The 26,390-nt window shown below is 63.2% G+C and carries 22 protein-coding genes; 6 read left to right on the top strand and 16 right to left on the bottom strand.

Going from position 1 to position 26,390, the window contains the following annotated elements:
- Nucleotides 1–42: 42 nt before the first annotated feature.
- Both WDA27_06840 and WDA27_06835 read right to left on the bottom strand, forming a co-directional pair.
- The gene (locus WDA27_06840) at nucleotides 43–1,941 is read right to left on the bottom strand and encodes a DUF4012 domain-containing protein (GenBank protein ID MFA5890652.1); all 1,899 of its coding nucleotides are present in this window, start codon (nucleotides 1,939–1,941) and stop codon (nucleotides 43–45) included.
- A gap of 13 nt (nucleotides 1,942–1,954) precedes the next feature.
- Nucleotides 1,955–3,442, bottom strand: coding sequence for a polysaccharide biosynthesis tyrosine autokinase (locus WDA27_06835; GenBank protein MFA5890651.1), 1,488 nt, complete (start codon nucleotides 3,440–3,442; stop codon nucleotides 1,955–1,957).
- 376 nt (nucleotides 3,443–3,818) lie between these two features.
- Here WDA27_06835 and WDA27_06830 point away from each other — a divergent pair, with 376 nt between their 5' ends.
- The 3 genes from WDA27_06830 to WDA27_06820 are packed head-to-tail and all read left to right on the top strand — an operon-like array spanning nucleotide 3,819 to nucleotide 7,173.
- Nucleotides 3,819–5,117 carry a glycosyltransferase family 4 protein gene (locus WDA27_06830; GenBank protein ID MFA5890650.1) on the top strand — a complete coding sequence of 433 codons (1,299 nt, stop codon included), beginning with the start codon at nucleotides 3,819–3,821 and terminating at the stop codon, nucleotides 5,115–5,117.
- Nucleotides 5,114–6,115: a Gfo/Idh/MocA family oxidoreductase gene (locus WDA27_06825; protein ID MFA5890649.1), complete on the top strand. Its 1,002-nt coding sequence runs from the start codon at nucleotides 5,114–5,116 to the stop codon at nucleotides 6,113–6,115. The genes WDA27_06830 and WDA27_06825 overlap by 4 nt, the downstream gene beginning before the upstream one ends.
- On the top strand, nucleotides 6,112–7,173 hold the full coding sequence (locus WDA27_06820) for an NAD(P)-dependent oxidoreductase (protein ID MFA5890648.1): 1,062 nt from the start codon (nucleotides 6,112–6,114) through the stop codon (nucleotides 7,171–7,173). The genes WDA27_06825 and WDA27_06820 overlap by 4 nt, the downstream gene beginning before the upstream one ends.
- A 90-nt stretch (nucleotides 7,174–7,263) precedes the next feature.
- On the opposite strand, the gene WDA27_06815 is transcribed toward WDA27_06820, so the two are convergent.
- Together WDA27_06815 and WDA27_06810 are read right to left on the bottom strand one after the other, a co-directional pair.
- Nucleotides 7,264–8,517 (bottom strand): class I SAM-dependent methyltransferase, encoded by a 1,254-nt coding sequence (locus WDA27_06815; protein MFA5890647.1) that lies wholly within the window; start codon nucleotides 8,515–8,517, stop codon nucleotides 7,264–7,266.
- Nucleotides 8,490–9,587 carry an NAD-dependent epimerase/dehydratase family protein gene (locus tag WDA27_06810; GenBank protein ID MFA5890646.1) on the bottom strand — a complete coding sequence of 366 codons (1,098 nt, stop codon included), beginning with the start codon at nucleotides 9,585–9,587 and terminating at the stop codon, nucleotides 8,490–8,492. Before WDA27_06810 ends, WDA27_06815 begins: the two co-directional genes overlap by 28 nt.
- A gap of 237 nt (nucleotides 9,588–9,824) precedes the next feature.
- Between WDA27_06810 and WDA27_06805 the strand changes: the two genes are divergently transcribed.
- The gene (locus WDA27_06805; protein MFA5890645.1) at nucleotides 9,825–10,643 is read left to right on the top strand and encodes a transketolase; all 819 of its coding nucleotides are present in this window, start codon (nucleotides 9,825–9,827) and stop codon (nucleotides 10,641–10,643) included.
- Nucleotides 10,640–11,596 (top strand): transketolase C-terminal domain-containing protein, encoded by a 957-nt coding sequence (locus WDA27_06800; GenBank protein MFA5890644.1) that lies wholly within the window; start codon nucleotides 10,640–10,642, stop codon nucleotides 11,594–11,596. Before WDA27_06805 ends, WDA27_06800 begins: the two co-directional genes overlap by 4 nt.
- Before the next feature lie 6 nt (nucleotides 11,597–11,602).
- Here the strand turns inward: WDA27_06800 and WDA27_06795 are convergent, their stop codons facing one another.
- Genes WDA27_06795 through rfbF form a run of 4 tightly spaced genes read right to left on the bottom strand, consistent with a single transcriptional unit; the run spans nucleotide 11,603 to nucleotide 15,755 of the window.
- Nucleotides 11,603–12,604, bottom strand: a complete 1,002-nt coding sequence (locus WDA27_06795; GenBank protein MFA5890643.1) for a glycosyltransferase family 2 protein — start codon at nucleotides 12,602–12,604, stop codon at nucleotides 11,603–11,605.
- A gap of 51 nt (nucleotides 12,605–12,655) precedes the next feature.
- Nucleotides 12,656–13,984 (bottom strand): lipopolysaccharide biosynthesis protein RfbH, encoded by a 1,329-nt coding sequence (gene rfbH, locus WDA27_06790; GenBank protein ID MFA5890642.1) that lies wholly within the window; start codon nucleotides 13,982–13,984, stop codon nucleotides 12,656–12,658.
- Nucleotides 13,984–15,000 (bottom strand): NAD-dependent epimerase/dehydratase family protein, encoded by a 1,017-nt coding sequence (locus WDA27_06785; protein ID MFA5890641.1) that lies wholly within the window; start codon nucleotides 14,998–15,000, stop codon nucleotides 13,984–13,986. The genes rfbH and WDA27_06785 overlap by 1 nt, the downstream gene beginning before the upstream one ends.
- Nucleotides 14,982–15,755, bottom strand: a complete 774-nt coding sequence (rfbF, locus tag WDA27_06780) for a glucose-1-phosphate cytidylyltransferase (GenBank protein ID MFA5890640.1) — start codon at nucleotides 15,753–15,755, stop codon at nucleotides 14,982–14,984. Before rfbF ends, WDA27_06785 begins: the two co-directional genes overlap by 19 nt.
- Before the next feature lie 375 nt (nucleotides 15,756–16,130).
- Between rfbF and WDA27_06775 the strand changes: the two genes are divergently transcribed.
- Nucleotides 16,131–17,630, top strand: a complete 1,500-nt coding sequence (locus WDA27_06775; GenBank protein MFA5890639.1) for a glycosyltransferase family 39 protein — start codon at nucleotides 16,131–16,133, stop codon at nucleotides 17,628–17,630.
- A gap of 45 nt (nucleotides 17,631–17,675) precedes the next feature.
- Here the strand turns inward: WDA27_06775 and WDA27_06770 are convergent, their stop codons facing one another.
- The 8 genes from WDA27_06770 to WDA27_06735 are packed head-to-tail and all read right to left on the bottom strand — an operon-like array spanning nucleotide 17,676 to nucleotide 26,387.
- Complete coding sequence (locus tag WDA27_06770; GenBank protein MFA5890638.1) at nucleotides 17,676–18,506, bottom strand: NAD-dependent epimerase/dehydratase family protein; 831 nt, start codon at nucleotides 18,504–18,506, stop codon at nucleotides 17,676–17,678.
- Nucleotides 18,499–19,587: a glycosyltransferase gene (locus WDA27_06765; protein MFA5890637.1), complete on the bottom strand. Its 1,089-nt coding sequence runs from the start codon at nucleotides 19,585–19,587 to the stop codon at nucleotides 18,499–18,501. Before WDA27_06765 ends, WDA27_06770 begins: the two co-directional genes overlap by 8 nt.
- A complete protein-coding gene (locus tag WDA27_06760) occupies nucleotides 19,584–20,723 on the bottom strand; it encodes a glycosyltransferase family 4 protein (GenBank protein ID MFA5890636.1) in 1,140 nt (379 codons plus the stop codon). Before WDA27_06760 ends, WDA27_06765 begins: the two co-directional genes overlap by 4 nt.
- Nucleotides 20,692–21,789 (bottom strand): glycosyltransferase family 4 protein, encoded by a 1,098-nt coding sequence (locus WDA27_06755; protein MFA5890635.1) that lies wholly within the window; start codon nucleotides 21,787–21,789, stop codon nucleotides 20,692–20,694. Before WDA27_06755 ends, WDA27_06760 begins: the two co-directional genes overlap by 32 nt.
- On the bottom strand, nucleotides 21,786–22,580 hold the full coding sequence (locus WDA27_06750; GenBank protein MFA5890634.1) for a hypothetical protein: 795 nt from the start codon (nucleotides 22,578–22,580) through the stop codon (nucleotides 21,786–21,788). Before WDA27_06750 ends, WDA27_06755 begins: the two co-directional genes overlap by 4 nt.
- Nucleotides 22,580–23,545, bottom strand: a complete 966-nt coding sequence (locus WDA27_06745) for a glycosyltransferase (GenBank protein MFA5890633.1) — start codon at nucleotides 23,543–23,545, stop codon at nucleotides 22,580–22,582. Before WDA27_06745 ends, WDA27_06750 begins: the two co-directional genes overlap by 1 nt.
- Nucleotides 23,542–25,320: an asparagine synthase (glutamine-hydrolyzing) gene (gene asnB, locus WDA27_06740; protein ID MFA5890632.1), complete on the bottom strand. Its 1,779-nt coding sequence runs from the start codon at nucleotides 25,318–25,320 to the stop codon at nucleotides 23,542–23,544. Before asnB ends, WDA27_06745 begins: the two co-directional genes overlap by 4 nt.
- Nucleotides 25,320–26,387 (bottom strand): glycosyltransferase, encoded by a 1,068-nt coding sequence (locus WDA27_06735; GenBank protein ID MFA5890631.1) that lies wholly within the window; start codon nucleotides 26,385–26,387, stop codon nucleotides 25,320–25,322. Before WDA27_06735 ends, asnB begins: the two co-directional genes overlap by 1 nt.
- Nucleotides 26,388–26,390: the final 3 nt, after the last annotated feature.

Raw genomic sequence — 26,390 nt, 5'->3', positions numbered from 1 at the left:
CCCACGCCGATAGAACCCTCCAGATTGCAGGCCGCCGTGCGCTCAGAAACGCCACCACGACTTCGCCTGCGATGCGTGGAACTCCAGCGGCCCATCCAGCAAGCCCGCCCATTTGCAAGCACCCACGGCGGGCAAGGAGCCGACGCATTTGAGATTGCCTGCGGTGGCGTCGGTGAACTCCACCGAGAGCCGGTCGGGGGCAACCGTGGGCTGCCGCATCACGGTCAGCGAAATGGAATCGGCCGTGCGCGGCTCAGTCCACCACACGTCCGCAATCCGGGACGACCGAGGTGGAATATCTACGAACGCCGAGATCACCGTAGCGCCGGGCACGTGCTCGACCGTGTAGTCGACGGGCTTTCCCGCGAAGACAAACCTGCGAACGCGCGCGGTCGGGGAAACATAGACGCTGACGTAGGCGTGGTTTTGTCCCGGCGGAGCGCCCGGGCTAGTGGCCATGTCGGGACCCAGAATCACGTTCGGCAACCCGCCGGACGGCGCGTGGTTCGTCAGTTTGATCCGCGCGCGCCACGACACCTCCGCCGCGCGCACCTGGGCGCGCACAGAGAATGCCCGCCGCAGGTAGTACTCGATCTTGCTGGCAGAGGCGTTCTGCGTGACGACGCCGATAGACGATCCCGGTGCACGAAACGACCCGGCGATGTCCAGGCGCTCCGCGTCACGTTCGGCGCTCGCGTCCGCAAGCCACACCATCAGATGCCTGCGCGGTGCGGTGTCCGCCAAAGCGCGGAACAAAGCGGCAGCATCCCGATGCTCCAGGGCGGCCTTCCACACATCGACCGCCAGTCGCTCAAACACCTGCTTCCGGTCGCCGTTCGTCCCTCCAGATGGGTACTTCACGTACGCGCCGTTCATGAAGAAACTTGCGAAGGTGTCCCCATCGAGTCGAACGCCGTCGGAACCTGCGATCGGTCCGGTTGCGCGCAGCAGGTCCTGCAGAGCGATCGGGTCCACCGAGATGACCCCGTCCACCGCCCGGCCATGTTGTCGCTCAAAGAGCCCGGCCAGAACCTTCCCCGTCACGCGGAAGTCCGGCTCCATCGTGGAGTTGGACCAGTACGCGCGCGAAGCGAACTTGTCGTAGCGCTTCCGATACCACTTGGGCATCGGAATGGAATCCTTGATCGGCAGCGGCGGGATCTGCACGTTCGAGGCAACCGTCTTCAGGTGGATCTCGCCGCCGCGGGCTTCCAATAGCGCGTACCCGCCGACCAGACCACCCGTAGCGCGGGCCTCCGCCAGGTTCTGCACAACGAGCAGAAACGCTCTGGGACGCCCTGAGGCAAACACGTGAGCACCCAGGCGCGCGCCGGCCGCCGCGTCCGAGGTCGCCTCGTTCAACCGCCGAAGATCGCGAATGGCCTTTGAGCGCGCGCGCGCTACGGGACCGAACACCCCCGAGCCCGGCGCGTTCTCCGCCTGTCGCAGCGCCAGGGTCAGTCGCCGCTCGGCATCCGTCAAGCCGGCGCGCGCCGGTTCCCAGCCCTTGGGATCGAAGTGATCGAGCGAAATGCCCTCACTGCCGGAGATCAAACCCCGCAAGGCCCGGGTGCCTACCAGGGCGGCATCGGCCCCCATTACGGCGCTCTCCCCCACCATACGTGCCGCGCGAACCGTCCGACCGAGCACCGGGATCACCTCAAGCGGTCGCAGCCAGACCGAACGCAGACTCGCTTGAGCATTGCCGACCGCGGCGCGCGCCGCCGTCAGCTCTCGCTCCAGGGCCTCCTGATCTCCGCGCTCGGCGGCCTGCGTGGCCGGGCCCAGCCGGGCGGTTGCGTCCGCGTACGCCGCGCGCGCGGCGGTCGCGCTGGTCGCGACACCGACGATCCAGCCGACGGTGACCACGCCGACACCCAGACGCAATAACTTCGCCTTCGTAGGCGGCCACCCGATGATGCGGCGCGCGCGCGGCCCCACGCTACTCGAGCACCTACGTGGTCGGCCGATCCCAATCCGCTACAACAGGCTGCTGCTCGGCCGCGGGCAGGTCCACCGACACCGACGCGCTGTGTCCGTTACCCGCCGCTTCAACCGCGATCGGTTCGGTAACCTCCGGCACGTCCGCGCTCTTGTAAGCGCCGTAGCCGTAGTAGTCCCCGTAGTAGCCGCCTCGACCTGAACCCTCGCCCCCGCTGGCGTTCAACACGATGCCCAGGACGCGGATGCCGACCCGCTCAAACGCCTGGACCGCGTCGCGCGCGTGGTCGCGCGTAACACGACCGGCGCGCAAGACCACGATGACGCCGTCCATTCGCGAAGCCAGCGCGGCGGCGTCGGTCACCGGCAACGCGGGCGGCGTGTCGAACACGATCACGTCGGTGCCCGACGCCAGGCCGTCCAGAACCGAGACCATGCGGCTCCCCGCGAGCAACTCCGCAGGGTTCGGCGGCAACGGTCCCGACGGCATCACGCCGAGGTACGGCGAGATCCTCGCGATGGCCTGACTCGGCGACGCCGTCCCCATCAGCACGTCCGTCAGACCGGGCTTGTCCTTCAGATCGAAGTACTGATCAATCGTCGGGCGGCGCAAGTCCGCGTCCACCAAAAGCGTCTTGAGCGCGCCGGCCGCCATGGCCGCCGCGAGGTTCGCCGCAACCGTGCTCTTGCCGTCGCCGGTGTAGGGGCTGGTAACCAAGACGCGGTAGACGGGCTTGTCCACCGAGAGGAACTGCACGTTGGTACGCAGTTTCCGGAACGCCTCCGCTTGTCGCGAACGCGGATCCTTCGACAGGAACAGAACCCTGCCCGCTTGGTCGGCAGGCACGACGGGGATTTCCGCAAGTACCGGCAAGGGCGCGAGCGCGCGCTCCACGTCCTCGCGACTGCGCACGCGTGTGTCCAACTGGAAGCGGATGAACGCGATTGCCACGCCCAGAAGTCCGCCGAGAATGCCGCCCAGAATGCCGTCGCGCCGAGGCCGCGGACTGAGCGGAATCGTCGGCTCCAACGCCTTCTCGAACACGGTCGCGTTGGTTGCCGCGCGGCCCCCGAACTCCTGCTGCATCTCGACGAACGTCTCAGCAACAGTGTTCGCAAGGACGGCAGCCCTGCGGCCGCTACTGTCGGTTACCGAGACCTCAATGATCCGAGTGTCGGGAACAACCCGGGTTTGAATCCGATCCGCCAGTCCACTCCCAGACGAATCCAGATGTTCCTTCGCAACGACCCGCTCCGCCAGTGTCCGGCTTCGGAGCAGCACGGCGTAGGAGGATATGAACTCCCGGGAGAAATTCAGTTCTTCAATCGCGGTCGATAGGTCTGTTTGCTCGACGGCCCTCGGGCCGATAAACAGACGAGACGTGGCCTGATAACTCGGATCCGCCGTGTGGGCCCGCCAGAAGAAGAGTCCGGCAGCAACCACCGTACAAGCGAGGATCAGCCAGCGCGCGCGCCAGACGATCCTGAAGTAGTCCCGCAACTCAAGAGCTTCCAGAAGATCCTCCTTGCGAATCTTCGACTGGCTCGACGAAGGGTCCCGAATGTCAGACGAAAAACGAAGTATAGGCTACTCCTGCGTCCGGGCGCGTGTCCGATCACCCAGCCGTGGGACACCGTACGCCGGTCCGCTAACCGGTCCGTCCGACAACCTGCGCCAACTCGCAACCAAATGCGTGTCCGACAAAACGCTATAGTCCAATTGTGCATGCGAACAGTGATGAGCGCTTCCTCTCGTGCGGAATCACGCGCTCGTCGGCCTCTGCTCGGAAGCCAAGCCGTGCCCCAGACTGCAGCCAGGGCAATGTCGCCGTCTCAATTGGGCGGTTCGAAACCTTCCCTTATTTGGTTGCCGCCATATGACTCCACCACGCCGCCATCGCGTTCTAACAGTTCTGCTCGACGTTCCCGTTCCGCCGGTAACGGGCCTCCATCTTCGACAGGTCGCCAACCTGCGTCTCATCCGCGCTCTCGGATGCGAGAGCCATGCCTTCGTGTTCTCCACAGCCGATCGGTCAGACATCCAATCGCTTGCCAGCCTCTGCGACGGCGTTGTTGACGCAGGACCAAGGCACGAATACGAGAACATCCCAGTTACTCAACGTATCGCGCTGCGTGCCGGGATGGCCCTCGGCGCGCTCTGCGGACGCCCCTCGGCGGTCTACCCCTTCTCGATTCCCTACGACCTGGCCGGCGCGCGTGCGAAGCTCGTTGAGGCCGTTGGAGAAACGCGAATCGACGTTGTCGTGCTCCCCACGTCGCTCCTCCACCTCGCTCCCGCTATTGCGCAGCAAGGGGTTTCCGTAATCGGTGATGCGGTAGACGTCCTGTCGCAACTCACGCGGAAGTTGCTCTCATACGGTCGGGGATCACCCGCCCGAATTCCCGGCCTGCTCGTCAACCATGCGGCAAGCAGGACTCAAGAGCGGCTGTTTCTGCCCGCGTGCGACGAAATATGGGCGACAACTTCCACAGAGGCCCTTGAGTTTCGGCGACTCCTCCCATCCGCTCGCGTGTTCGTCACCGGAAACACCATTGACGAACACGAAGTGGAACCCCTCAACACCCGGGTTGTAGGTCCCGTTGGTTTCATCGGAACCTACTCCTCCCGACCGAACCTGGACGCTGCAACCTATCTCGTAGACAGGGTGTTTCCCCCGTTGCGCGCCGCCCGGCCACAGACTCGCCTGGCGCTGGCGGGCGCCGGGTTGCCCACCGACCTGGCGAAACGCTTCAGGTCCATTCCCGGAGTTGAAGTCCTCGGTCCAGTTCCAGACTCAGCGGCCTTCCTTCGCTCGTGCTCTGTGCTTGCGTTTCCAATTCATGTGCGAGGCGGCCTGCCGTTGAAACTCGTTGAGGGCTTCGCCTGCGGTCGCCCGGTCGTCGGAACATCCAGGCTCATTGACGGCCTTCCCGTCCGTCCCGGCGAAGACCTTCTGGTCGCGGACGAACCCGAGGCATTCGCCGATCACGTCAGACGGATTCTCGAGGACCACCATCTTGCCGTACGCCTGGGACACAACGGCCGGCGAGTGTTCGAGACCGAGTTTTCTTTTGGGGCATCCCTCAAGCGGGCGCGCTCGGAAAGCTTGCTCGGCAGAGATCCGTCTCCTGAACCTGGCGAGCAGCCTAGACCTTATTCAGGCGGCGGATCATGACTCGCCTCCGTGGCGCGAAGTACTCAGTCGGCATTGTGGGCGTCGGCGCAATTGTGCTCGATATCCATCTTCCAGTGCTGTTGAACCGCAAAGATGTGCGCGTGCTGTGGGTCGCAGACATTGCGCGTCCCTGCGTTGACAAAGCCAGGAGCCGCTTCCGGGTGGATGCGATTCTCATCGAATCTGGCAATCTCGTCGACCTTCCCGACGTCGATGCCATTCTGTTAGCAGCGCCCGTAGGTGCACGTGAGTCCTACCACCGAGAACTGACCCAAAGGCGCAGCCGCATCTTCCTAGAGAAACCATTTGCTCGAACACGCGACGAAGCGCGCTCGATCGTGTCCGCGTACGCCGGCCACACGTTGATCTGCGGTTTCCAGCGCCGCCATCATCCTGCCTTCCGCAAGCTGCGGGTGCTGACGAACTCTGGGGAATTCGGAGCCGTGAAGCGGATTGTGGTGCGAGAGGGCTCGCGGACAATGGCCACAGGCAGATCATCAGATTTCCGTGACAATGCGGCCATCGCTGGCGGTGGGATTCTCATGGATCTCGGCTGCCACGGCATCGACTTGGCCTTCCAACTCACGGAATCAACTTCGGCCGAAATCCTGGAACAGCGAGTCCTGTTCGACGGCGGAATCGACCGCGACGTCTCGCTCCGCGCGCGCATGGTTGGTGGCCCCTCAGAGGTTGAACTCCGCGTGGAACTCAGCTGGCTGCGAGAATTGGGCCGGGAGTTCCGCGTCGAGTTCGAGAGGGGAGCACTCCACGTCGGCACGCAACCGCAAGACCGTCTCATCGTCACGCGCGCGCAAAGTGAAGTGAACCCAGAGGACCTCGTCCTCTCGCCCGGTCCGGCAACAACGTGGGAGGCGATATCCGCGATGTGGTCGATCCTTCTCCCCGAGCATGGACAACCTGCGGCCTGTCCGAATCCGACGGGCTACCTACCTACCGTCGATCTCATCGAGGCCATCTACACAAACGCAAGACGATGACCGGGCGCGTGGCGATCGTTGGGGCCAACGGGAGGATCGGGGGCGAGCTTGCCCTGCGCCTGAGCGGTCGCGAGAACCTCGATGTCGTTGGGATCTGCAGGAACCCCTCAGGTTCGGCATTCCTGCGCCTATGCGGCGTGACCTGTCGCCACGCCGATGTCGCAGACCCGGCTCAAGCGAAGGCTGCTCTGGCCGACTGTGACGTCGTCTTCCAGCTTGCGTACCGTGCGCCGCGCAGCAGGTCGGAGGCTCTCGCGAACCGAGCCGTCGTGCGCAACTGCGTGGTTTCCGCCCCGGCGGGGGCCCACGTCATTACCGCAAGCACAATCATGGTCTATGCCCCCGAGATCGCCCTGCGGGTACCGGACGCCTACGGTTGGGAAAAGCTGAGCCTCGAGCGCGTCGCTCGCCGCGGCGCTATCGGCACCAGTAGGCTTCTAACAATCCTGCGAATCGGCCACGCGCTCGGCCCGCTCCAACCCCAGTCTGTCGAGATCATGACCGCACTGCGGCACGGTAGCGTGATGCTCCCAGACTGCGGTGCGCGCCCGTCGAACACTGTGTTTGTTGCGACACTGGCGGACGCGGTTGCTCGCGCGGCGGTTGGGGCACTTTCCACCGGCACTTTCGACGCAGTCACTTCCCCTCAGTGGACTTGGGCGAACGTCTTTCGCCATCACGCCGAGGAGGGCCACTATGTCAGCCAACTCGTCGGAGGGGACACATCCTCTTCGCTCAGAGACTTGGTTCGCTCCCGGGCGCGCATCATCCTGGCGCTCGCTCCTGACGCGCTGGCCGAGCGCGCGTACGGACTGCACCTCCGGAGAAGAGCCTCTTACCAACCGACGACGCGAGCCCGGCGCATCGAAGACCGACCCCATGTGACGCCGGCCACCGGATGGCGAGCAGTGGGCAGTCAAGCGCTTCCCGGAATCCTGGATCCCCGCGAGGCACTGCTACGCTATCCGCTATCCGACCTGTCCTGGGCAGACATCGTCCCAAGGGCTGGCTGGTCCCTTCGGACCCATGGCTCACGAGGTGATGGCGAACGCGAGTAACCCGCGTCGTAGAGCCGGCACAGCCATCGTGGACGCAACTCTGCCCGGCAGTCCCCACCGACCGCCGGTGCCAAGCGCTAAACGTCTACCTCAAATGAACTTCGGCTCCGCTGAGATCGACACGAACCGTCCTCCATCACGGGCGAATGCCTGCTGCTCGCGGACAATCTCCTCCTCGAATGAGGTGGCGAAGAGCACGAGGGCGTCGGGGGGCGACTCCGACAGTCTCGCAGGACCGTAAATCGGGATCCGCGCACCAGGAACAACAAAACCATGCAGGTACGGATTCCTGTCCACGAGAAACGCGACGTCGTCCGAGCCAAGTCCAGCCAAGCTGCAGGTAACAACTGTTCGGTGCGCAGCGCCGTACCCCGCTAGAACTACTTTCCGCCGACGCTCATTGCGCACGAAGCTCCCAACGCTATCGAAATACCGGCGTGAAGCCCCGGCGAACTCCTCGCAATCCGCAAAGGTCACCTGCCGGTCTGGAACAACTGCGGCATCGGTGTGGGCGCCTGACGCCTCACACACAACCAGAAGTGAACCCCCATGAATCGGGACCCGCTTCCATATCCTCGGCACAAACCCATGCTGGGCGAGGAGAGCCGAAAGGCTATCGCGCGAGAAGTAAGACAGGTGCTCATGATAGAAGTTCGAGTAAAGCCGGTTCCCTAGGATGGCGCCCATGTCGGGAACCTCAATAACCACCAGCGATCCCGGTCCTCGCAAGATGCTCCGCACCGCGCCAAGAAACGCATGAACGTCGTCAATATGTTCGAGGACGTGGCGAAAGATGACCGCGTCCACCGGCGCAAGGGGACACAGCCCGATCGTCGTTGGGCCAAACAGTTCGGCAGCGACGTCGATGCCCTGTCTTTCGCAGGATTGAGCTAGGTCTACAGCAGGTTCGTAGCCGAATACCTTGTTGCGACCCCTCTCCTTGAGCATCCTCAACAAATAGCCATCGTTGCACCCGATCTCGACTATGCGCTTACGGTCAAGTCCCCACTCGTCCACGAGAGCGTCAGCTACCTGTTCGACGTGGGTTCTGTACGACGATGATCCCGACCCGGTGAACCGGTATGACGAATAGAACTCGGCAGGAATGACCTCACCTAGCTGAACCAGCCCACAAGAGCGACAGAATCCCACCGTCAACGGGAACAGCGGTTCGGGTTCTATATCATTGGCCGACAGATACATCCCGGCCACAGGAAGAGACTCATGCCGGATGAACGGGGACACCTCCGCGGACCCGCAAATCCGGCAGTCCGCTCTCGTACGGGCCCCGGCCTTCCGCAGAGCATCTACGTCGCTCACGGTACCGACCGGTCCGACGCGCATTCTCTATACCACGCAAGAGTTCTAACTAGTCCATCCTGAAGGCCGACCTTTGGGGAATAGCCCAGGAGCCGGCGTGCTTTTCCGACGTCAGGGCATACCCACGAAGGCGATTCGCGGAGATGCGAGGCCGTGTCTCGGCCCTCGCGAACCACCGGCACCGCAGGCTCTTCGAGCCGTGCGATCATCTCCGCCAGATCCCTCATCGCGATCGGTTCCCGGTCATCACCGACGTTCAACGCCTCACCTCGCACACTGCCGAGCAACGCGGCGAACATGGCGGTCGTCGCGTCCGAGATATAGCAGAATGCCCTCACACCCGAACCGTCGCTCAGCAACCGGATCGGCGTTCCGGCGGCACGACTCTCGAGGAACTCCGCCACGACGCGTCCATCCCCGGCAGCCATACCCGGTCCGTACACGTGAAACGGCCTGACAATCGAAACCGGAACCCCAAAACGGCGCCAGTAGACCATGCAGAGCGTTTCCCCAAGCCTCTTTGACTCCGTGTAACAAGCTCTCTCTCCGGTGCAGTCGATCCGACCAGGAACAGATTCCGCGATAGGGATCTGCGTGCCGACAAGGTTCCCATAGATCTCGCCACTCGACAAGAACAAGAACTTCTCGGACTCTCGCTCGCGGGCCAGTTCTAGAAGATGCCTCGTGCCCGAGACATTCGCATCGATCGTGGCCAGTGGATCTTCGAGGTATTTGCGAGGCGACGCCCTCGACGCCGCGTGCACGACGAAGTTAACGTTTCCCTGAATCTGGGTAGGACTCGACACATCCTGAGTGATGAAACAAATGTCTTCCCTGCCTAGCAAGTGGCCAAGACGCCCTCCGTCCACGACGGGAGTGCGCACCATCGCCACAAGCGTGCAAGGCTCATCCAACACGTTGTCGTTGAGCCAAGCAATGGTGTCGGCCATATACGCAGCGAGGAAGCCGCTTGCGCCTGTCAGCAAAAGCCTCCGGCCCGCCAGTCCGGCGGCCGCCACGCCGATGCCATTCGCGATGCGTTCCACATCCTCGCGAATCACCGAGTATCCCGCAGGCAGGGCGTCCAACATCATCGCGGCATCTCGGTTCGATCGCCGATCACAACTCCGCTTGCCTCCTATCGGCCTGCGAGTAGAACCTCGGCACGCGACCGCTGAATAGAGCATACCAACCGACATCATCCGACTGCATCACTGCCACCCTAACAACACGGCGGTTCGACCCAGCCCGGAGACGCCCCCGGCCGACGACGGGCACCCGAGGAAGCCTTTGCTCCCCCGGGTGCAGCAGTTGTTGGTATCCTCCGCCCCATGCATGAGGCCGTGGAGCAGTTGGCTCGTCGCATACGTTGCCATGCCCTCCAGATGACCCATGCGGCCAACTCGTCGCACATCGGCACGTGCTTGTCGATGGCGGATCTGCTCGCCGTTCTCTACGGATCAATCTTGCGAGTCGATCCCGACCGCCCAGACTGGCCCGATCGCGACAGATTCGTGCTCAGCAAGGGCCACGGTGCAGCAGCCGTCTACGCCGTCCTCGCAGAACTAGGCTTCTTTCCCGTGGAACGCCTGCGCACTTACTGCCAGGACGGTTCAACACTCGCTGGGCATGTGGTGAGCAGGGGAGTCCCCGGAGTTGAAGTCTCAACCGGCGCGCTCGGCCATGGGCTCCCCATCGGATGCGGATTGGCCCTGGCCGCCAAGCGAAACGAATCGCAGCATCGGGTATTCGTAATGCTAAGCGACGGCGAGTGCGATGAGGGCTCCACCTGGGAGGCAGCACTCTTCGCGCCGCACCATCAATTGGACAACCTTATCGCGATCATCGACTACAACAAGCTCCAGAGTTTCGGTTCGGTTCATGACGTTCTCAACCTAGAACCGCTTGCTGAGAAGTGGAGCGCCTTTGGGTGGGCGGTGCGGGAAGTCGGAGGCCACGTACACCAGGACCTCCTCGACACCTTGGCCGACGTTCCGTTCAAGCCGGGAAAGCCGAGCGTCCTTATCGCGCACACCATCAAGGGCAAGGGTGTCAGCTTTATGGAGGGACTCATAGAGTGGCACTACAAGTCGCCCAACACGACCCAACTCGCCGAGGCTCTTGCGCAACTCGGGGGGGCAAACCGTTGAGGTCAGCATTCATCAAGACCCTGGTTGAACTCGCCGAGCGCGACGAGACCATTTGGCTGCTGACTGGAGATCTCGGCTATTCCGTCCTCGAGGTCTTCGCGGCCCGGTTCCCACATCGCTATGTCAACGTCGGCGTTGCCGAGCAGAACATGACGGGGATCGCAGCAGGTCTCGCAATGTCGGGACTGACCGTGTTCACCTACTCAATCGCTAACTTCTCGACCATTCGGTGCCTCGAACAGATTCGCAACGACGTCTGCTACCACAACCTCAACGTCAACATAGTCGCCGTGGGGGGGGGTGTCGCGTACGGATCGGCCGGGTACACACACCATGCACTCGAGGATCTCGCCGTCATGCGGGCGATGCCCAACCTGTCGGTAGTGGCGCCCGGCGATCCCATCGAGGTCCGACTTGCGACCCGCACCCTGGCAGAATCCTCGGGTCCATCCTATTTGCGTCTTGGACGGGGGGGCGAGGCGGTCGTGCATCAGGGTGAGCCCGACTTCCGCCTCGGCACCGCTATCGCGCTACGCGAGGGTGGTGACGTCACGCTCATCAGCACCGGAGGGATGCTGCGCACCGTCGTCGCGGTCGCCGATATCTTGTCCGACGAAGGTATAGCAGCACGAGTACTGAGCATGCATACGGTCAAGCCGCTCGACACCGCAGCAGTGAGAGCTGCTGCCACGAATACCGGCCTTCTTGCAGTCGTTGAGGATCACTCCGATGTCGGAGGACTCTATTCTGCGATCACTTCGGCCCTTGGGGCCCACCCCACCCCTTGCCTGTCATTCGCGTTCAGTCGGAGCACCGAGGGGCGGATCGGATCACAGGAGCATCTGACGAAACTCGCGGGCTTGACTCCCCCGGATATCGCGGCCGCCGTAGCGGGCCGCCTCCGGTCCGAACCCTGTCCATCGGCGCAGAGGTCCGGCTCCCAAGAACCCTAGCCCTGCTCAAATGGACAAGCGCGGCGGCCCGCCACGAGTCGCCGGCGACGCGTCATTCCATTCGCCAATGTTGACTACCTCCTCGATCAGATAAAGGGGACGCCTCTTCGTTTCGGCGTACGTACGTCCGAGGTATTCCCCGAGCACTCCCACTCCGAGACTATTGAGACCGATTGCGAAGAGCAGCAGAATGATGACCGTCGTGATGCCTGCCGGCGGGTGACCCGCGAAGAACAACCCCACGTAGACAGGAATGGCGCCTACGCTTAGGCCCAGCAGCACGAACCCGGCAGCAGTAAACACTCGAAGAGGCTTAAGAGAGAAGCTCGTCACAGCATTGAACGTGAAAGACACCAGATCCCAGAAAGGCGCATTGCTCTTTCCAGCGAGTCTGGGACGGCGTTCGTACTCGACACCCGCCTGCCGAAAGCCAAGCCAGGAAATCAGTCCCCGCATGTATCTGTTGTACTCGCCGCATTCATTGAGCGCATCGCGCACGCGGCGAGAGATCAGCCTGAAATCTCCCGCGTTTCTCGGGATTGGAGGATCCGACAGACGCCGGATAGTCCTGTAGACCTTGTCAACGAGGAAGTTTCGCCATCTGGCATCGCCGGGTCGAACCGTTCGGACTCCGTAGACAACGTCGAAACCTTCCTCCCATTTGGCAAGGAGTCGCGTCACCGCCTCCGGAGGATCCTGCAAGTCGGAGTAGAGCACTACCATCGCATCGCCTTGCGCCAGACGGTACCCCGCGGTCATCGACGCCTCGACGGTGAAGTCTCGGCTGAATCGCACATACCGCCAACGATCGTCGCGGGCGCACAGATCCAGCGCCAAAGCGCGCGTTCGATCAGTACTCGCGTTGTCGACGATGATGAACTCGAAGTCGTAATCAAGACCCGCGAGCGCTGAGGTGACTTCCTTCTCGACTCGAGGGATGTTCTCCTCTTCATTCCGAGCCGGAATGATGATCGACACGAGCTTACGCTTCGGAGAACCTATGGCCATGCTGCAAGCCTCCCACAGTTCGTAACAAGTCGGTGACGCGGAAACCAGCGGTCACCGCGCCCCAACGGCCTCCCGAAGAGTCTTCGCCGTGTGCATCAACATCTTCTCCGTCAAGCCAGGATAGAGCCCCACCCAAAAAGCGTGATCCATCACGGCGTCGGTGTTCTCGAGCGATCCTGCGACTCGGTAGGGCACCCCTTCGTAGGCCGGCTGGCGGGTGAGATTGCCGGCGAAGATCATCCGGGTCTTGACGTTCGAGGCCTCGAGATACGCGACGACCTTCTCGCGCGACAGACCAGCGCGCGTTCGAATGGCGACCGGAAACCCGAACCAGCTTGGTTCTGCGCCCGGTGTTGCTGTGGGGAGAATGATCGCGTCCTCGAGGCCTACCAGCTCTGAATGCAGAAACTCGAAATTGGCCCGCCGGTCGGCAGTGAACTGCGACAGCTTCTCCAGCTGGGCGACCCCAACGGCCGCTTGCATGTCTGTAAGCTTCAAGTTGTACCCGACGTGCGAAAACGTGTACTTGTGATCGAATCCCTTCGGCAGACTGCTAAGTCCCCACCCGAACCGCTTCTTACAGGTGTTCTCCGCACCGGGCTCACACCAGCAGTCGCGCCCCCAGTCGCGGAAGGACTCGACCAGGGTCTTGAGCAGCGGGCGATCCGTCACAACGCAGCCGCCCTCACCCATGGTGATGTGGTGCGCCGGATAAAAGCTGGATGTGGCAAGGTCTCCAAACGTACCAGTCAGGTGTCCTCCGAACTCCGAACCAAGGGCGTCGCAGTTGTCCTCCACGAACCAGAGCTCGTTCGCCTCGGCGAAACCCAGCACATCGTTGACGCGAAATGGATTACCCAATGTGTGCGCAACCATGATGGCGCGAGTTCGAGAAGACACGGCAGCCTCAAGCGCGCGCACATCAATGTTGTATGTCCCCCGCTCCAGCGGTTCAACATCCACAAACACAGGTACAAGTCCGTTCTGAACGACCGGATTGACCGTCGTCGGGAACCCCGCCGCCACAGTGATTACCTCATCCCCGGGACGAAGACGACGCTCCCCGAGCTTGGGGGAAGTGAGCGCCGACAGAGCCAGGAGATTCGCCGATGAACCCGAATTGCACAGGATGGCATGGCGGCGCCCCAAAAGGCCGGCGAACGCCGCCTCGAACTGCGCAGCAAACCGCCCCGTCGTGAGCCAGAAATCCAGCGCAGCATCGACAAGCGTCACAACCTCGGAGCGATCGAACACGCGTCCAGAAACAGGTACTGCAGATTCCCCCGGGATGAACTCCGACTGTTCGAACTGCGCTGAAGCGAACCGCGCAACCAAAGCCAGAATCTCCGCACGCATCTCGGAGGGGGACTCCCCCGACATCAAGTCTTCCCTTCTGCCGAGAAGAACTCGCGGTACCAGGCAACGGTGGCCATAAGTCCCTCCTGAAGCGAGAAGCGAGGCTTCCATCCGAGGAGAGAGCGAGCCTTCTCCGAGGACAGATACTGATGCTGGATCTCTCCACTTGCCGTTCCGAGCACAGAAGGCGTCACATCTTGACCGACCACCGCGCAGATCTCTCTGTAGATCTCCATCACGGTCAACGGCGACTCCGCGCTGAAATTGAACGCATGTCCGTGGATGCTCCGATCCGCGAGGGCCGCCCCGAGGGTCAGGTACGCCGAAACGGCATCATCCACAAACAGGTAGTCGCGAAGGCACGTTCCGTCACTCCGTATGATGGGACGAGAGGAATTGAGTAGAGATCTAATTGTGCCGGGAACGATTCGGCTCCAATTCAGATCACCGCCCCCATAGATGTTGCCGCAGCGGGCGATTCCAACTGGAAGCCCGTAGGCCCTGTGGTAGCTCTGCGCGATGAGGTCTGCACAAGACTTGGACACTTCGTACGGGTGAACGCCAGCGAGTGGGGTGTCTTCGGTGTACGGCAGGCTCGTCTGAGGGCCATACGCCTTGTCGCTGGAAGCAACGACTACCCTTTGCACCAAGCCATCTAGGCGCCGACACGCCTCAAGCACATTCCACGTCCCCCGAATGTTCGACTCGAACGTCGGCGCTGGCGAACGCTGGGCTGTCGATACGATTGTCTGGGCGCCTAAATGGAAGACGCTGTCCACCTCGTGCTCGTTGACTGCCCGCTCTACAGTTTCTTCGTGCTCCAAACAGCCGCTCACGATGCTCAAGTTCAGCACGCGTCCGCTCCGGAACAACTCGGACTGAGGATCGTCGTCCCGCACCAACGCGACCACGTGTGCCGCGGAATCGAGCAGGGCTCCAACCAGCCAGGAACCGACGATGCCGGTCGCCCCGGTGACGAGGACACGCTTGCCGCCCCAGAAGGAGGTCCCCAAGACCCCAGTCACGACCACACCTTCCATGGCGCAGCCCCGGTCTCCCAGATCCCGGCAAGCATCTGTAGCTCGCGGAATGTGTCCATCGGATGCCAGAACCCGTGGTGCCGATACGCCGCAACCTGACCATCCTTTGAAAGGCGCTCAAACGGTTCCTTTTCGAGCACGCAGTCATCGTCCAGGTACTCGAAGACGCCTCGCTCGAATACGAAGAAGCCGGCACTCACCCAATCCTCGCTCACCGGCTTCTCTCGGAAACTGAGCACACGGTCGCTGGGGTCCAAGTCGGCAATCCCGAAGCGCGTTATCGGACGAACAACGCTGACGGTCGCCAATTTGCCGTGCGACTCGTGGTGCAAGACGGTCGCCGAAATATCGACGTCCCCGACCCCGTCGCCGTACGTAACAAGGAACCGGTCTCCATTAATGAAGGGCTCAATCCGCTTGACGCGTCCACCGGTATTGGTGTCCGGACCCGTATCGACGAGCGTGACGCTCCAATCACCTTCGTTGTGTGCACCGTGAAAGTGGATTCTGTCTTTTCGACCCAGGCGCACCGTGAAGTCGTTGCTTGTCGTCTCGTAGTTGAGGAAGTAGTCCTTGATCATCGATCCCTTGTAGCCCAAGCACAGCACGAACTCCGTGATCCCATGGTGGGCGTAGGTCTTCATGATGTGCCACAGGATCGGCCTGCCGCCGATCTCCACCATGGGCTTGGGTCGGAATTCCGTTTCCTCGCGCATTCGCGTCCCCAGCCCGCCGCACAGAATCACCGCCTGCATGTTCCACACCTCACGATTTCAAGGACACTCACGGTGCGCGCGCACTGCCCCGTTTCCGTCCACCAGACGGCGCAGGCGAAGGATCTTATCAAACCGTCCCATGCCGCCCAGGAGACCGCAAAAAGCCCAGCGAGCAACCTCGCGAACGACACCGCGCGAGACGCGCGTCCTTTTCGTTGCCCAGCCTCATCGGCTCCGCCGGAGGTGTTATCCTCACGCCTTCGACCCACTGCACTTGAAAGCGCAGTTTGGCCACAAGGGGGATACAGTGCCCGATAGCGCGAGGCGTCCGCGGTGGCTCCAGCCTTTGCATCCACGCGCTCACCGCGAATCGTTCGCACGAGTGCCACGCGCCGTCATGCTTCCTTCCAGTCGATGCGGACGATAACCCGGCCCAAGCCAGCCGAGCGAGCAGTTGGTATCGCCCCGATCCTTTTGGTGGCGGCGTACTTCATTGCGAAACTGCCTGCGCTCGGGGTAGCCGACTTCTGGGACGCACAAACTTGGTCAAACACTTCCGCGGATATCCTCAGGAACAACTTCTACCCGATACCGCTGACGTACCGCAGCTACCCCCACCCTCCCCTCCCGTTCGAAGCTGTAGCACTCGTTTGGCGAGCCTTGGGCGCACACCAATGGGCCGCACATCTGCTGACAGTCGCCATCTCGTGCGTGACGCTCGTGCTGACCTGGCGATGCGCCGCGCGGCTTTACGGCCGAGGCGTCGGACTGTCGGCCGCCATCATGCTCGCCGCCTCTCCGCTGTTCTTCAGCCTGTCGGGCCAGACTTACCCAGAGGTGTTCCAGACCGTCTTCGCCGTCGCAGCGGTGGACTGCCTCTTCGCTGGTCGTCGGAAGACCGCCATCTTGCTTTCACTGGGAATGGTCCTTTCAAAGGAGTCCGGGGCGGTCCTGCTCATCTGCATGGCCGGATATGCGTACTGGACAAGTCCGGCCACGGGCAGAATGCGACGCGCCCTGAGTGCATCTGCATTCGCACTTCCCATTCTTGGATTGGCCGCTTGGCTCGCGTTCGACAGCATTCGCCATAGCGCCCCGGACCGCGTCGCGGAGTTCGGGTCTATCTTGTTGACATCCCAGTTCGGGGCTGGGGGCGTCATCCGACACCTTGTCGCTGCGGTCGCGATTAGCTTCTACCAGATGTTCGTGGCAAATGGACAGGTCGTCGTCCTGGCCGGAGTTCTTGCCGCGCTCGCCGTGATCTTTCGTCGCGAGTGCACGAAGAGGAATCGCCGCGTCCCGCAGTTCAGCCCCGAGGAGATCTTCATCGCCGGAGCCGTCGCAGTCCTCGTTCCCTTTCACTCCCTCTTTGGCAATCTGCCCCGGTACAACCTCCTGCTCTACCCTCTTCTGTTTGTGCTTGCGGCAGGCCTCGCCGACCGCGCGCTGAAGAAGCCCAAGCACCTCCCCTTGCTCGCTGGCGGGGTCGCGCTGTTGATGGCAACGCAATGGTTCGCAACTCCCGGCCGCTGGATGCCTCTCGACTCGAACATGTCTTTCACGCGCCTCGTCGCGGCCGAACGCGAAGCGGCGGCATACCTGGAAAACCGTCACAGAGACAGCGTCATCCTTGCGCCATGGCCTGTGACCGAACGCCTCGCCTACCCTGTCCTTGATCACGTGGACCGCCCGCTTCACGTCTTTGGGCCTTACCCACCGGAGGAATGCATCCAGGAGTGCTCGTACTATGCGGGGCGCGTCGACTGGGAGCGCGAGTACTTCGACATAGCCTTCTATACGCCTTTCGGGTTGCGACCGGATCTCGTTCTTGCGTCGGCGCGCGCGCGCGGCATGAAGGAACTCCGGAGGTTCGGCAAGGCTCCGTACCAGGTCATCCTTTTCGGGCGCGCCTAACGAGCCCGAGGCGAAGTCTCCGAGACCCGCGAATTGCAGAGCGGACTATCGTCTACTTAGTGCCTCCGCCACTGCCTGCTCAAGACGATGCGGCAGGGGCGCAGGGAACCAAGCCAGACTCGCGCGTGCCGCGGAATCGTCCGCGGTCTTGTCCTCAACCAGCCGGAGAACTTGATCGGGTCGAAGCCCCGCAACGCGTGCCGCGCGTGCTGCAAAGCGCAGCGCGGACAGCGGAACTCGAATCTGGGCACCCCGGACGCCGAGAATCTCACACAGGGTCGCCAACAACTCGCACACAGGTGTCGGACAACCCCCGCCAATCTCGTACAAGTCCGGCCTGCCCGTCCGGCCCGACAGATTCACTATGAGATCGGCAACGTCATCAACGTGCACCGGGTCGATCCTCTGCGTCCCGTCCCCGACAAGGATCGGTATGCGCCACCGCCTGAGGAAACGAATCGTTCGCGTCAGATTACGGTCTGTCCCGCGCCCAAAGATCATCGTGGGGCGCAGCACAATTCCGCCGCGTCCAAGCACTCGCTGTTCGCGGGCGCGAGCGAGACTGGTTCCCGGCGCAGGGACAGTCGACGCAACTTGCGCCGAAGAGAAAACGACCCAGCGCGGGCCGTCAACTCGGTCGATCACCCAGTCCACGTCGTCGCGCGTGAGTTGAGGAAGATGCACTACTTGCGAAAAGCGGTCGGAAGCAAGCGCTCGATCGAGTGAGGACTGGGAGTCGAGAAGGATCCGCTCCCCGAGGTCCTGCGCGTCACTCCTGACAGCAGCCACCGCGTCAACGCCCGCAGAACGCAGCCGCGCGAGTACGGCTCGTCCAACGTATCCGCTCGCACCGACGATCAACGACGCCTCACCCACGGCCGACCGCCTCTCCGTAGACCTGATGGAGCGCCTTCACATGGCGAACAAACGAGAACGTCTCCGCTGCGCGCGCCATCCCAGCTTCTCCCAAACGCCTTCTCGTCTCGGGTTCGGACTCAAGTCTTCGCAACGCGTCGGCGAGCGCGTGCGCGTCCCCGGGAGCGACCACGTAGCCGGTGACTCCATCGCGATTCACCCAATCGGTTCCGGTACCAAGAGCAGTGCTTACTACCGGGAGCCCATTGGCCATTGCCTCGGTCGCGGCAAGCCCGAACGCCTCCGCCCGCGAAACGGACGGAAGCACGAGTACGTCATGGGTTGCGTAGGCCTGCCCGAGATCTGCGTCGGACAGCCGCCCGGCTAGAGTGACTCTGCCTCCAAGCACGCGCGCTCGCCGCTCGACATCATCCCGACTTGGCCCCTCTCCGACGACTGTCAGCCGCACGTCCGGAAGCTGTTCAAGCGCGTCGAACAGGATGTCGAGCCCTTTGTAATACACGAGCCGGCCCACGAACAACGCCCGTAGCGCAGAGTCATCGCGCGACGGGTTCCGGCGCGCAATGAGCCCCGGGGAAACGCCGTACGGCAGGATCTTTGTCTTTTCGGCAAAGCCGGCCAGCTCCGGGACCTTCATCATTGGCTCGCTGGCCACCAAGACAGTCGACGCACGCCGCAGCAGCGCGGATCGAAGGGGCCGGTACGCGCCCTCCAGCACCTGCTGACGCCCCAATTGCGCGTGCAAACTTGCGACGACGGCTGTTCCGGGCCGCCGCAGAACAACGCCCAACTCGCCGATCGGATTCGGCATGTGCACATGCAGAACGTCGGCGCTAGCGGCGCGCACTTCGCTGACAAGGCGTGGCGACAGCGGCATCGAGAGCGCCCGCGCCCACTCGCCGCATCGAAGGATCACCGTACCATCCGCCATCACATCCCGGCGCGTTCGCTTCACTCCCGCGACGATGATCTCCACCTCGTGTCCCTGCGCGACGCTTGCTGCCGCAACGTCGTGCACGTACCGCGTGATCCCGGCAATCAGCGGTGGATAGGCGTCTTTGAAAACGTGCGCGATCTTCATCGGAGCAGCACCCTTCGATAGAACCGCATCATGGCTTGCGCATGCTCCGCAGGATCAAAGCGTCGCGAACTCACGCGCGCTGCATTTGTGAGCCGAGCGGATAACGCCGTGTTCCGCAGAAGCGAACGCAACGCATCCGCAATCTGGTCCGGCCGACTCGGCTCGACCAGCAGACCCGTTTCATCGTGGGCGACGACTTCGAGCATTCCCCCGAGTCGCGACGCCACCACCGGTACACCCGCGCGCTGAGCCTCAATGGCCGCGCGCCCGAGTCCCTCCGGATGCAAGACAGGGTGAAGCAGTACGTCGGCGGCAGCGTAGATGCCTGCAACATCGTCGACGGCGCCGAGCAACCGCACGTCTTCGCCCAGATCCCACGCGGTGATTCGCTCTCGCAATTCACCTTCGTACGCCTCTGAATCCGGATAGAGCGCCCCCCCAGCACATATCAAGAAAGGTCGCTCTGCTTGCGGAAACCTGCGAAGGGCGTCGAGTGCGACATGGTGTCCCTTAGACGCGTGTAGATGAGCAACGATGGCAACAACCCGCCGCCCGGGAGGCACAGCGAGTCTGGAACGGGCCTCCTCCCGTGACGGCAGCAGCATCTCCTCGACCGGGTTGTAGACCACCTCGACCACGGGGCACGCACCACGCACTTGCGCTGCGGTGAACAGAGAGTTCGCCGCAATTCCCGACACGCTGCGGGCGGCCGCCCGCAGGACCCGCCGCTGAACGGCACGAGGGGCGACGTCACGCAGCGACCACACTTGCCGGGACCGAACAAGGGGTGATGTTACGTGGGCCCGAAACCCGTTCGTGTGCACTAGGTCCGGGCGCTCACGGGCGACGAGAGCGCGAAGCCGACGGACGGTTCCCGCCAGCGCAGGCAGGGAACGCGCCGACCCCACAGCAAAAGCCAGCGCCGTACCATGCCTCCGCACCCCGGTGAGAGACTCGCCTGAGATCACCTCGACGCGCGCGCCCGCCTCGGCGAACAAATGCTTCGCGGCACCTTCGGCAAGCAGGGCGACGCTCACATCGTGTCCATGCTGCACCAGGCCGCGCACCAATAGCCCGAGACTGCGCTCGGCGCCACCGTACGGACTACCCCCGGGATTCACGAACAGGATTCGCATCAGCGATTGCCTCGTAGAACGCGCGCGAAGTAGCGCGCGGGTCCAATTCCCTTGCCCATTCGAACGCGCTCATCGCCATACGCAGCCGCGCGTCTTCGTCGCGAGCCAACCGGTCGATTTCGTGTACCCACGCCCTCACGTCATAGGGGTCTAACAACACCGACCACGCGGGGTCACTCGCGTCGGGAGTCCCACCGGCATCGCCGACGAGCACCGGCAGACCCGCGAACGCCATCTCCTGAACCACGAGACCGAAGCCCTCTGCCCCGCGCTCGGCACTCGAATCCCGACTCGGGAACAGGCCCAGATCCGCCTCTGTGATGCACTCTGCGAGTTCATCGTCCGTAACCTGCCCCGTGAACCGCACGATGTCTCGAATCCCGAGATCGTCCGCGAATCTCTCCAAGGTCGGGCGCAAAGCACCGTCACCAACGATCGTGTATCTGTCGACGAGGCCCGTGTCGCGCAAAACGGCGACTGCGCGCAGGCCCAGCGTTAGGTTCTTGTACCCCTCCGTGAGCCGCGTCACCGAAACTAGTCGGAGTCCCCGGTCGAGAGGTCGTCGAATCGGCGGCATCCCAATGCCCCAGGGGGGAACTATTACGGGATTGACCACCCTGACTCGATCCGAGCATACGCCGCAGTCGCGGGCCAAGTCCGCCGTGTAGTCACTGATCGCAACAACGCGCCCAGCACGCGGGAGAAGTCGCCGCACAACAGCATGTCGCCCTCCCGGCGCCATCACCTCTCTGCCATAGAGAAGCGCACTAACCCGCAGTCCGCGCGCGCCGCGCGCCGCAAGCGCGAGGGGCAATAGGAACACGTGCGCACACACGATCTGTGCTTCCCCTCCTCGTCGAAGCCATCGAACGTGCCCGGGAAGACGAAGGGCCATGTCGCGGAGAGTCGTGACCCGAAAGACACGGTCGTCGGACAGCCCCGGAGTGAGTGTCAGCACTCGGTAATCGATCCCCGAGGGCAATTCCGCCGCAAGGGACTCGAGCAGGCGAGCAATCCCGCCACCCGCCGGACTCCAGTCCATCGCGAGGAAGAGCCAACGACTCATGTCGCTTCTCCGACGTACGAAAGCAGTTCAACCGCCGGGGCTTCGGTGACAGGTGCGAACAACCATCGGCCCGCCGCGCGCGCGCGCGCCCACAGTTCCGGCAGAACGCTTTCTCTCACATGCGACAGCGACCCTGCGCGGTCGATACGCCACCGGCCCTTTGTGACATCCGGCGCGTACACCCAGGTGCCAGCCACCAATCCCTCTCGCAATGCACCGTCCGAGTTCCCCGGTCCCGCGACTGGATCACCGTGTCGAGTGCTCTCTGCCAGTTCCCGCTGCACGTCTCGCAACGAGAACAGCTTGGGTCCGTCGAAGACCTCCGAAGCGTGCGACGCGCCAGACGCTCCGGTGGCTATGGAAACCGAATGTCCCGGCTTCAACATGCGAGCCGGACCGCCGCCGCAGGCCTCGACAACGCAACGCAACGTGCCGGCAGCAACGCCGGACACCCACACAGGGACGATCCCATTCGGCGCGCGCGCGACGACTGCGGCACGCCCGTCGAACGCGACAACGGGGCCGGCGGCCATGTGCAGCGCCGCGAGTCCATACCGCGACAGATCGCGACTCAGGGAATCGCGACCCCCGACATCTGACGGATTCCCCCACGGGTCCGCAGCCGACCTTCCCACCGCAAGCCACCCGTCGCATTCATCGACGTCGCCCAAGGTAGTCAACACGGCCCCGCTCTCGTGCTCCTGAACCCGAAGCGACCACGTTGAAACGACGTATGGCATTGCGCGCGCCAGCAACTCCGTCGGCAAAACCCCAGCAACCGCCAACAGCATCAGGCTATTGCCTCCAGCAGCTCCGCGATCTCGGCCGCTCGCACGTCGTAGGTCTCCCCAATGACGGCCTCCTGTCCTTCACGCGCGATCGCAGAAACGCGGGCGGGATCGGCAAGTGCCTTCTCCGCTAGCGCCCGCAGTTCTTCGGGGCTGCGGAACCAAAAGCACGATTCGGTATCTCTCAACGGCGTCCCGTCGGTCCCCGGGTCTGTAAGTTCCAGTGCCCCACAGGCCGCGACTTCGCGCGTCCGCATGTTGTGCGCTCCAGTGTTCTGGGGATGCAGGAGATTGATGCCCACGGCAGCCGTTGCCAACAAACGACCGGCTTCTTGCTCGCGAACGGGGCCGGTCGCACCGTCGATTCCCCGGCTCAACCATCCGGTTCCACCAACCCGCAACGGAAGTCCGGCGAGAGCAGACAAGAACCTCTCCCGCCGCAGTGACCAGGTTCCAAGGAATACGATCCCTGATCGCTCAGCGTCCGGCGCCGCCGGGCGAAACCACCGGTGGTCATACCCGAACGGAACCACGGTGACGGCGCGGACCGTGGGCTCAAGGGCGCGCGCCAACCGGTGCGACCAGATCAAGACAAGATCGGCCGCCGCGAGCCGATCAAGGGCGCCTCCCGAGTCCCCTGATCGCCACAAGGGGTTGTCTGGATAGTAGATGGCCACCCGCGAACCCATCTTGCGCGCGCGTGCAATTCCGTCCGCACTCAGCCCTCGCCCTTTCGTCACAAGCACTACGTCGGGCTGATGGTCCCGCACCGCCTCTATAAGCCGCGTATCGTGTCTGCTTACCCCGGTGCGGTTTGCGACCCGCTCTGCGACGCCGGTCACGCTGCGGACAGGCGCCCGATTCTCCAAGGACACCGTCACGACTTCACACACCCCTGAAAGCCCCGGCAACAGTGACCGCAGTAGCGTTCCTTCGGAATCCTCCCCGGCCAGCAACAACCGCGTCACAATGCGCCCCTCTTTTCCTGGATCCACAAGGCGAGCACCACGAGTGCCCATGCCCGAAGCGGCTCCATTCCCCCGGGCAACATCGGGCGCTGAAGGATCTCGCGGGCCTTCTCGCCATCAATTACTCCACCCCAGGGATCCGCCTGACCAAAGAGTATGTCCGAGTAGGCGCTCACAACAGCCGGCAACCATGTCCTCCAGGGCATGGCGAATGTCCTCTTCGGTTCAGCGGCAACAGTGGCCAAGTATGGATCGTCAAGAGCGCGCGCAAATTCATCCTTCGACGGCGCATGCCCCGCCCCTAGCGTCGCCGCAACGAACCTGTTGTCGAGGTACGGGACTCGCACCTCGACGCCGTTCGCCATCGACATCACGTCGCTGTCGCGCAGAAGAGTGGGACGCAGGTAGAGATCAAAATCCAATGCAGCGTATTGGCGGCGTTCCTCTAGTGCAGGATTCGGACTCCAACGCGGAGACGACCGCTCCGGAATGAATCCGACAAGCTGATGCACTTCCGTCTCTGAGAACAGCCCCCGGAACGCCAGAAAGCGTTCTTGCGGCGTCCGAGCCGAGAGAACGGCCGTCATCCGTTCGGCCGCCACCCCCGCCCGGCGCCGGATGACATTCCCAGCCACAGGTCGCACCAGCGGCGGCATCCCCTGCCAAACGCGCGAAGCGAACGCGCGCGCGCGCGGAGTGTGGTGATACGAATAGCCGCCCAGCACTTCGTCGCCCCCAAGGCCGCTAAGTGCCACCGGGATTCCACGCGCTCGCGCTGCCGCCGACACCAGATACGTGTTGACTCCGTCGATAGAAGGTTGATCCATCGCGGCCACCAGCTTGGACATGCTCGCGACCACTTCGGAGGCGGACACGGCAATGACTTCGTGGGAGGCCCCGTAGTGCGTCGCGGTTCTGCCAGCGCGCGCCACGTCCTCAGCGTTCTCTTCATGAGCAATGGTTAGCGCCAGCGGCATCCGCGGGCCACCGCGGCAAGCCGACATCAGCGTTGTCGAGTCGAAACCCCCACTGAGAAACACCGCCACAGGACGATCCGAGGCGAGGTGCATTGTCACTGCCTCGGCGAACGCAGCGACGGCGCCCGCGGGTTCAGGTGTGTCCACGGCATCGGGCAATCCAGCAAACCGCGCTGTCGTGATTCGCGCACCTCGCCAGACCATGACGGTTCCGGGTTCGAGTTCGAACACGCCTCTGGTGATAGCGGCGGTAATGGAGGATCCAAGTTGGAGATACTCGGCGACGGCAGAAGGGCTAACCTCCAGAGGCGCATCCCCGAGCAGGGCCCGGCATTCTGAGGCCACGGCGATCCCTCCACTTTGCGGGCGCCAGTACAGTGGCTTGATCCCAAAGCGGTCCCGTGCGAGCCACAGCTCTTCGGTTTCCACGTCCCAACATGCCAAGGCGAACATCCCTCGGAAGCGGGGCAGCGCTGCGACCCCCCATCTCTCCAACGCACACAAGACCACCTCGGTGTCACCCGTCGTTTCGAACCGAACGCCTTGCGACTCCATCTCCGAACGCAGCTCGCGGAAGTTGTACAACTCCCCGTTGTAGACCAGGCGTTTGCTTCCCCGGCCCATCGGCTGATTCGCACGCGAAGTCGGATCAAGGATCGCGAGCCGCGTCATAGCAAGCGTACATCGCCCAAAGACCTGGATCCCCTCAGCGTCGGGACCGCGATGGCGAAGGGACTCCATCATTGCGCGTGCTCGATCTGCGCCGTTCGGCGCCACGAGAGCAACGATGCCGCACACTAGTTGGCCAGCGACCGCACAAGTGCGGCCGCCTCCTCCGCCACGCGTTCGTAGTCGAACTGCTGTGCGAGACCACGAAGATCCGCGCCGCGCGTCAAGCGCTCAGGGCCCCTGATCAGACCCGCAAAACGTTCCGCGAGCTTGGCTGGGTACGCGTGATCCCATCGGCCTTCATAATCGATCAGCATTTCCTCCGGGAGGATTTCGGCCGCAGTACCGACTCGCGAAGCCAAGATGTAGCGGCCGCACGCCAGATAGCCGGGGAGCTTCCCTGTTGTGCGAACCCAACTCGACGGATCATTCGTCTGAGTCAGAAGGCACACGTCGCATGCATTCAAGTAGAGCGCCAGGTCTTGGTAGGAAACGCGACCCACCACGGTCACCCGATCACCCACGCCAAGGTCCTCCGCGAGGACGCGCAGGTGCGACAGCCCTGGACCCGATCCAATGAGAAGCGCGTGGATCGGCAGATCCTTGCGCAACGCTATGGCGTGAACGAGTTCCCAGCCCAACCCGCCTCCGAGTGCCGGGTACCAAGTGAAGTGTCCCTGGATCCCAACGGTGAACTTCCGCTCGAGTCCCATCTTCGCACGCAATCCCGTCGCGTCCGCCGGTCCGAACAGCTTCAGATCCACCCCATCGGGAATCACCCTGGCATCCAGCCCTCGCGCCCTGAGCTGCTCCGCGTGGTAAGGGCCTCGGACCACGATGCAATCGGCCGACCCGTATCCGACGCGCTCCAGGACGCGGGCTATCGCAATAAGCGCGCGTCCGGCTTGCACCTGCTCAAGAAAGGCCGCAGGCGAGTCCCCTGTGTCCACGACGAACTTCGTTCCGCGCGATCGCGTCAAAGCTGCGACAACCGGCGCCACAGCAAGGTCCATCGCCCAGATCACGCGGGGACGCGCCCGGCGCGACGCCTTCGCCATTCCCGCCACAGCGCGTCGCCGAGACCCGTCCCTGTAGACGATCTCGGCATCTCCCGGCCCCACCGCGCGCGCAATACGCTCAGCGCGCGCGCCCGCAGCCGATCCCTCGGCCCCGTTGACAAGGAACTGCGCGATCATGCG

The sequence above is a fragment of the Actinomycetota bacterium genome, assembly GCA_041658565.1.
Taxonomy (GTDB): Bacteria; Actinomycetota; AC-67; order AC-67; family AC-67; genus JBAZZY01.
The sequence above is the reverse complement of the archived record's forward strand: the minus strand, read 5'-3'. Positions and strand labels throughout refer to the sequence as shown.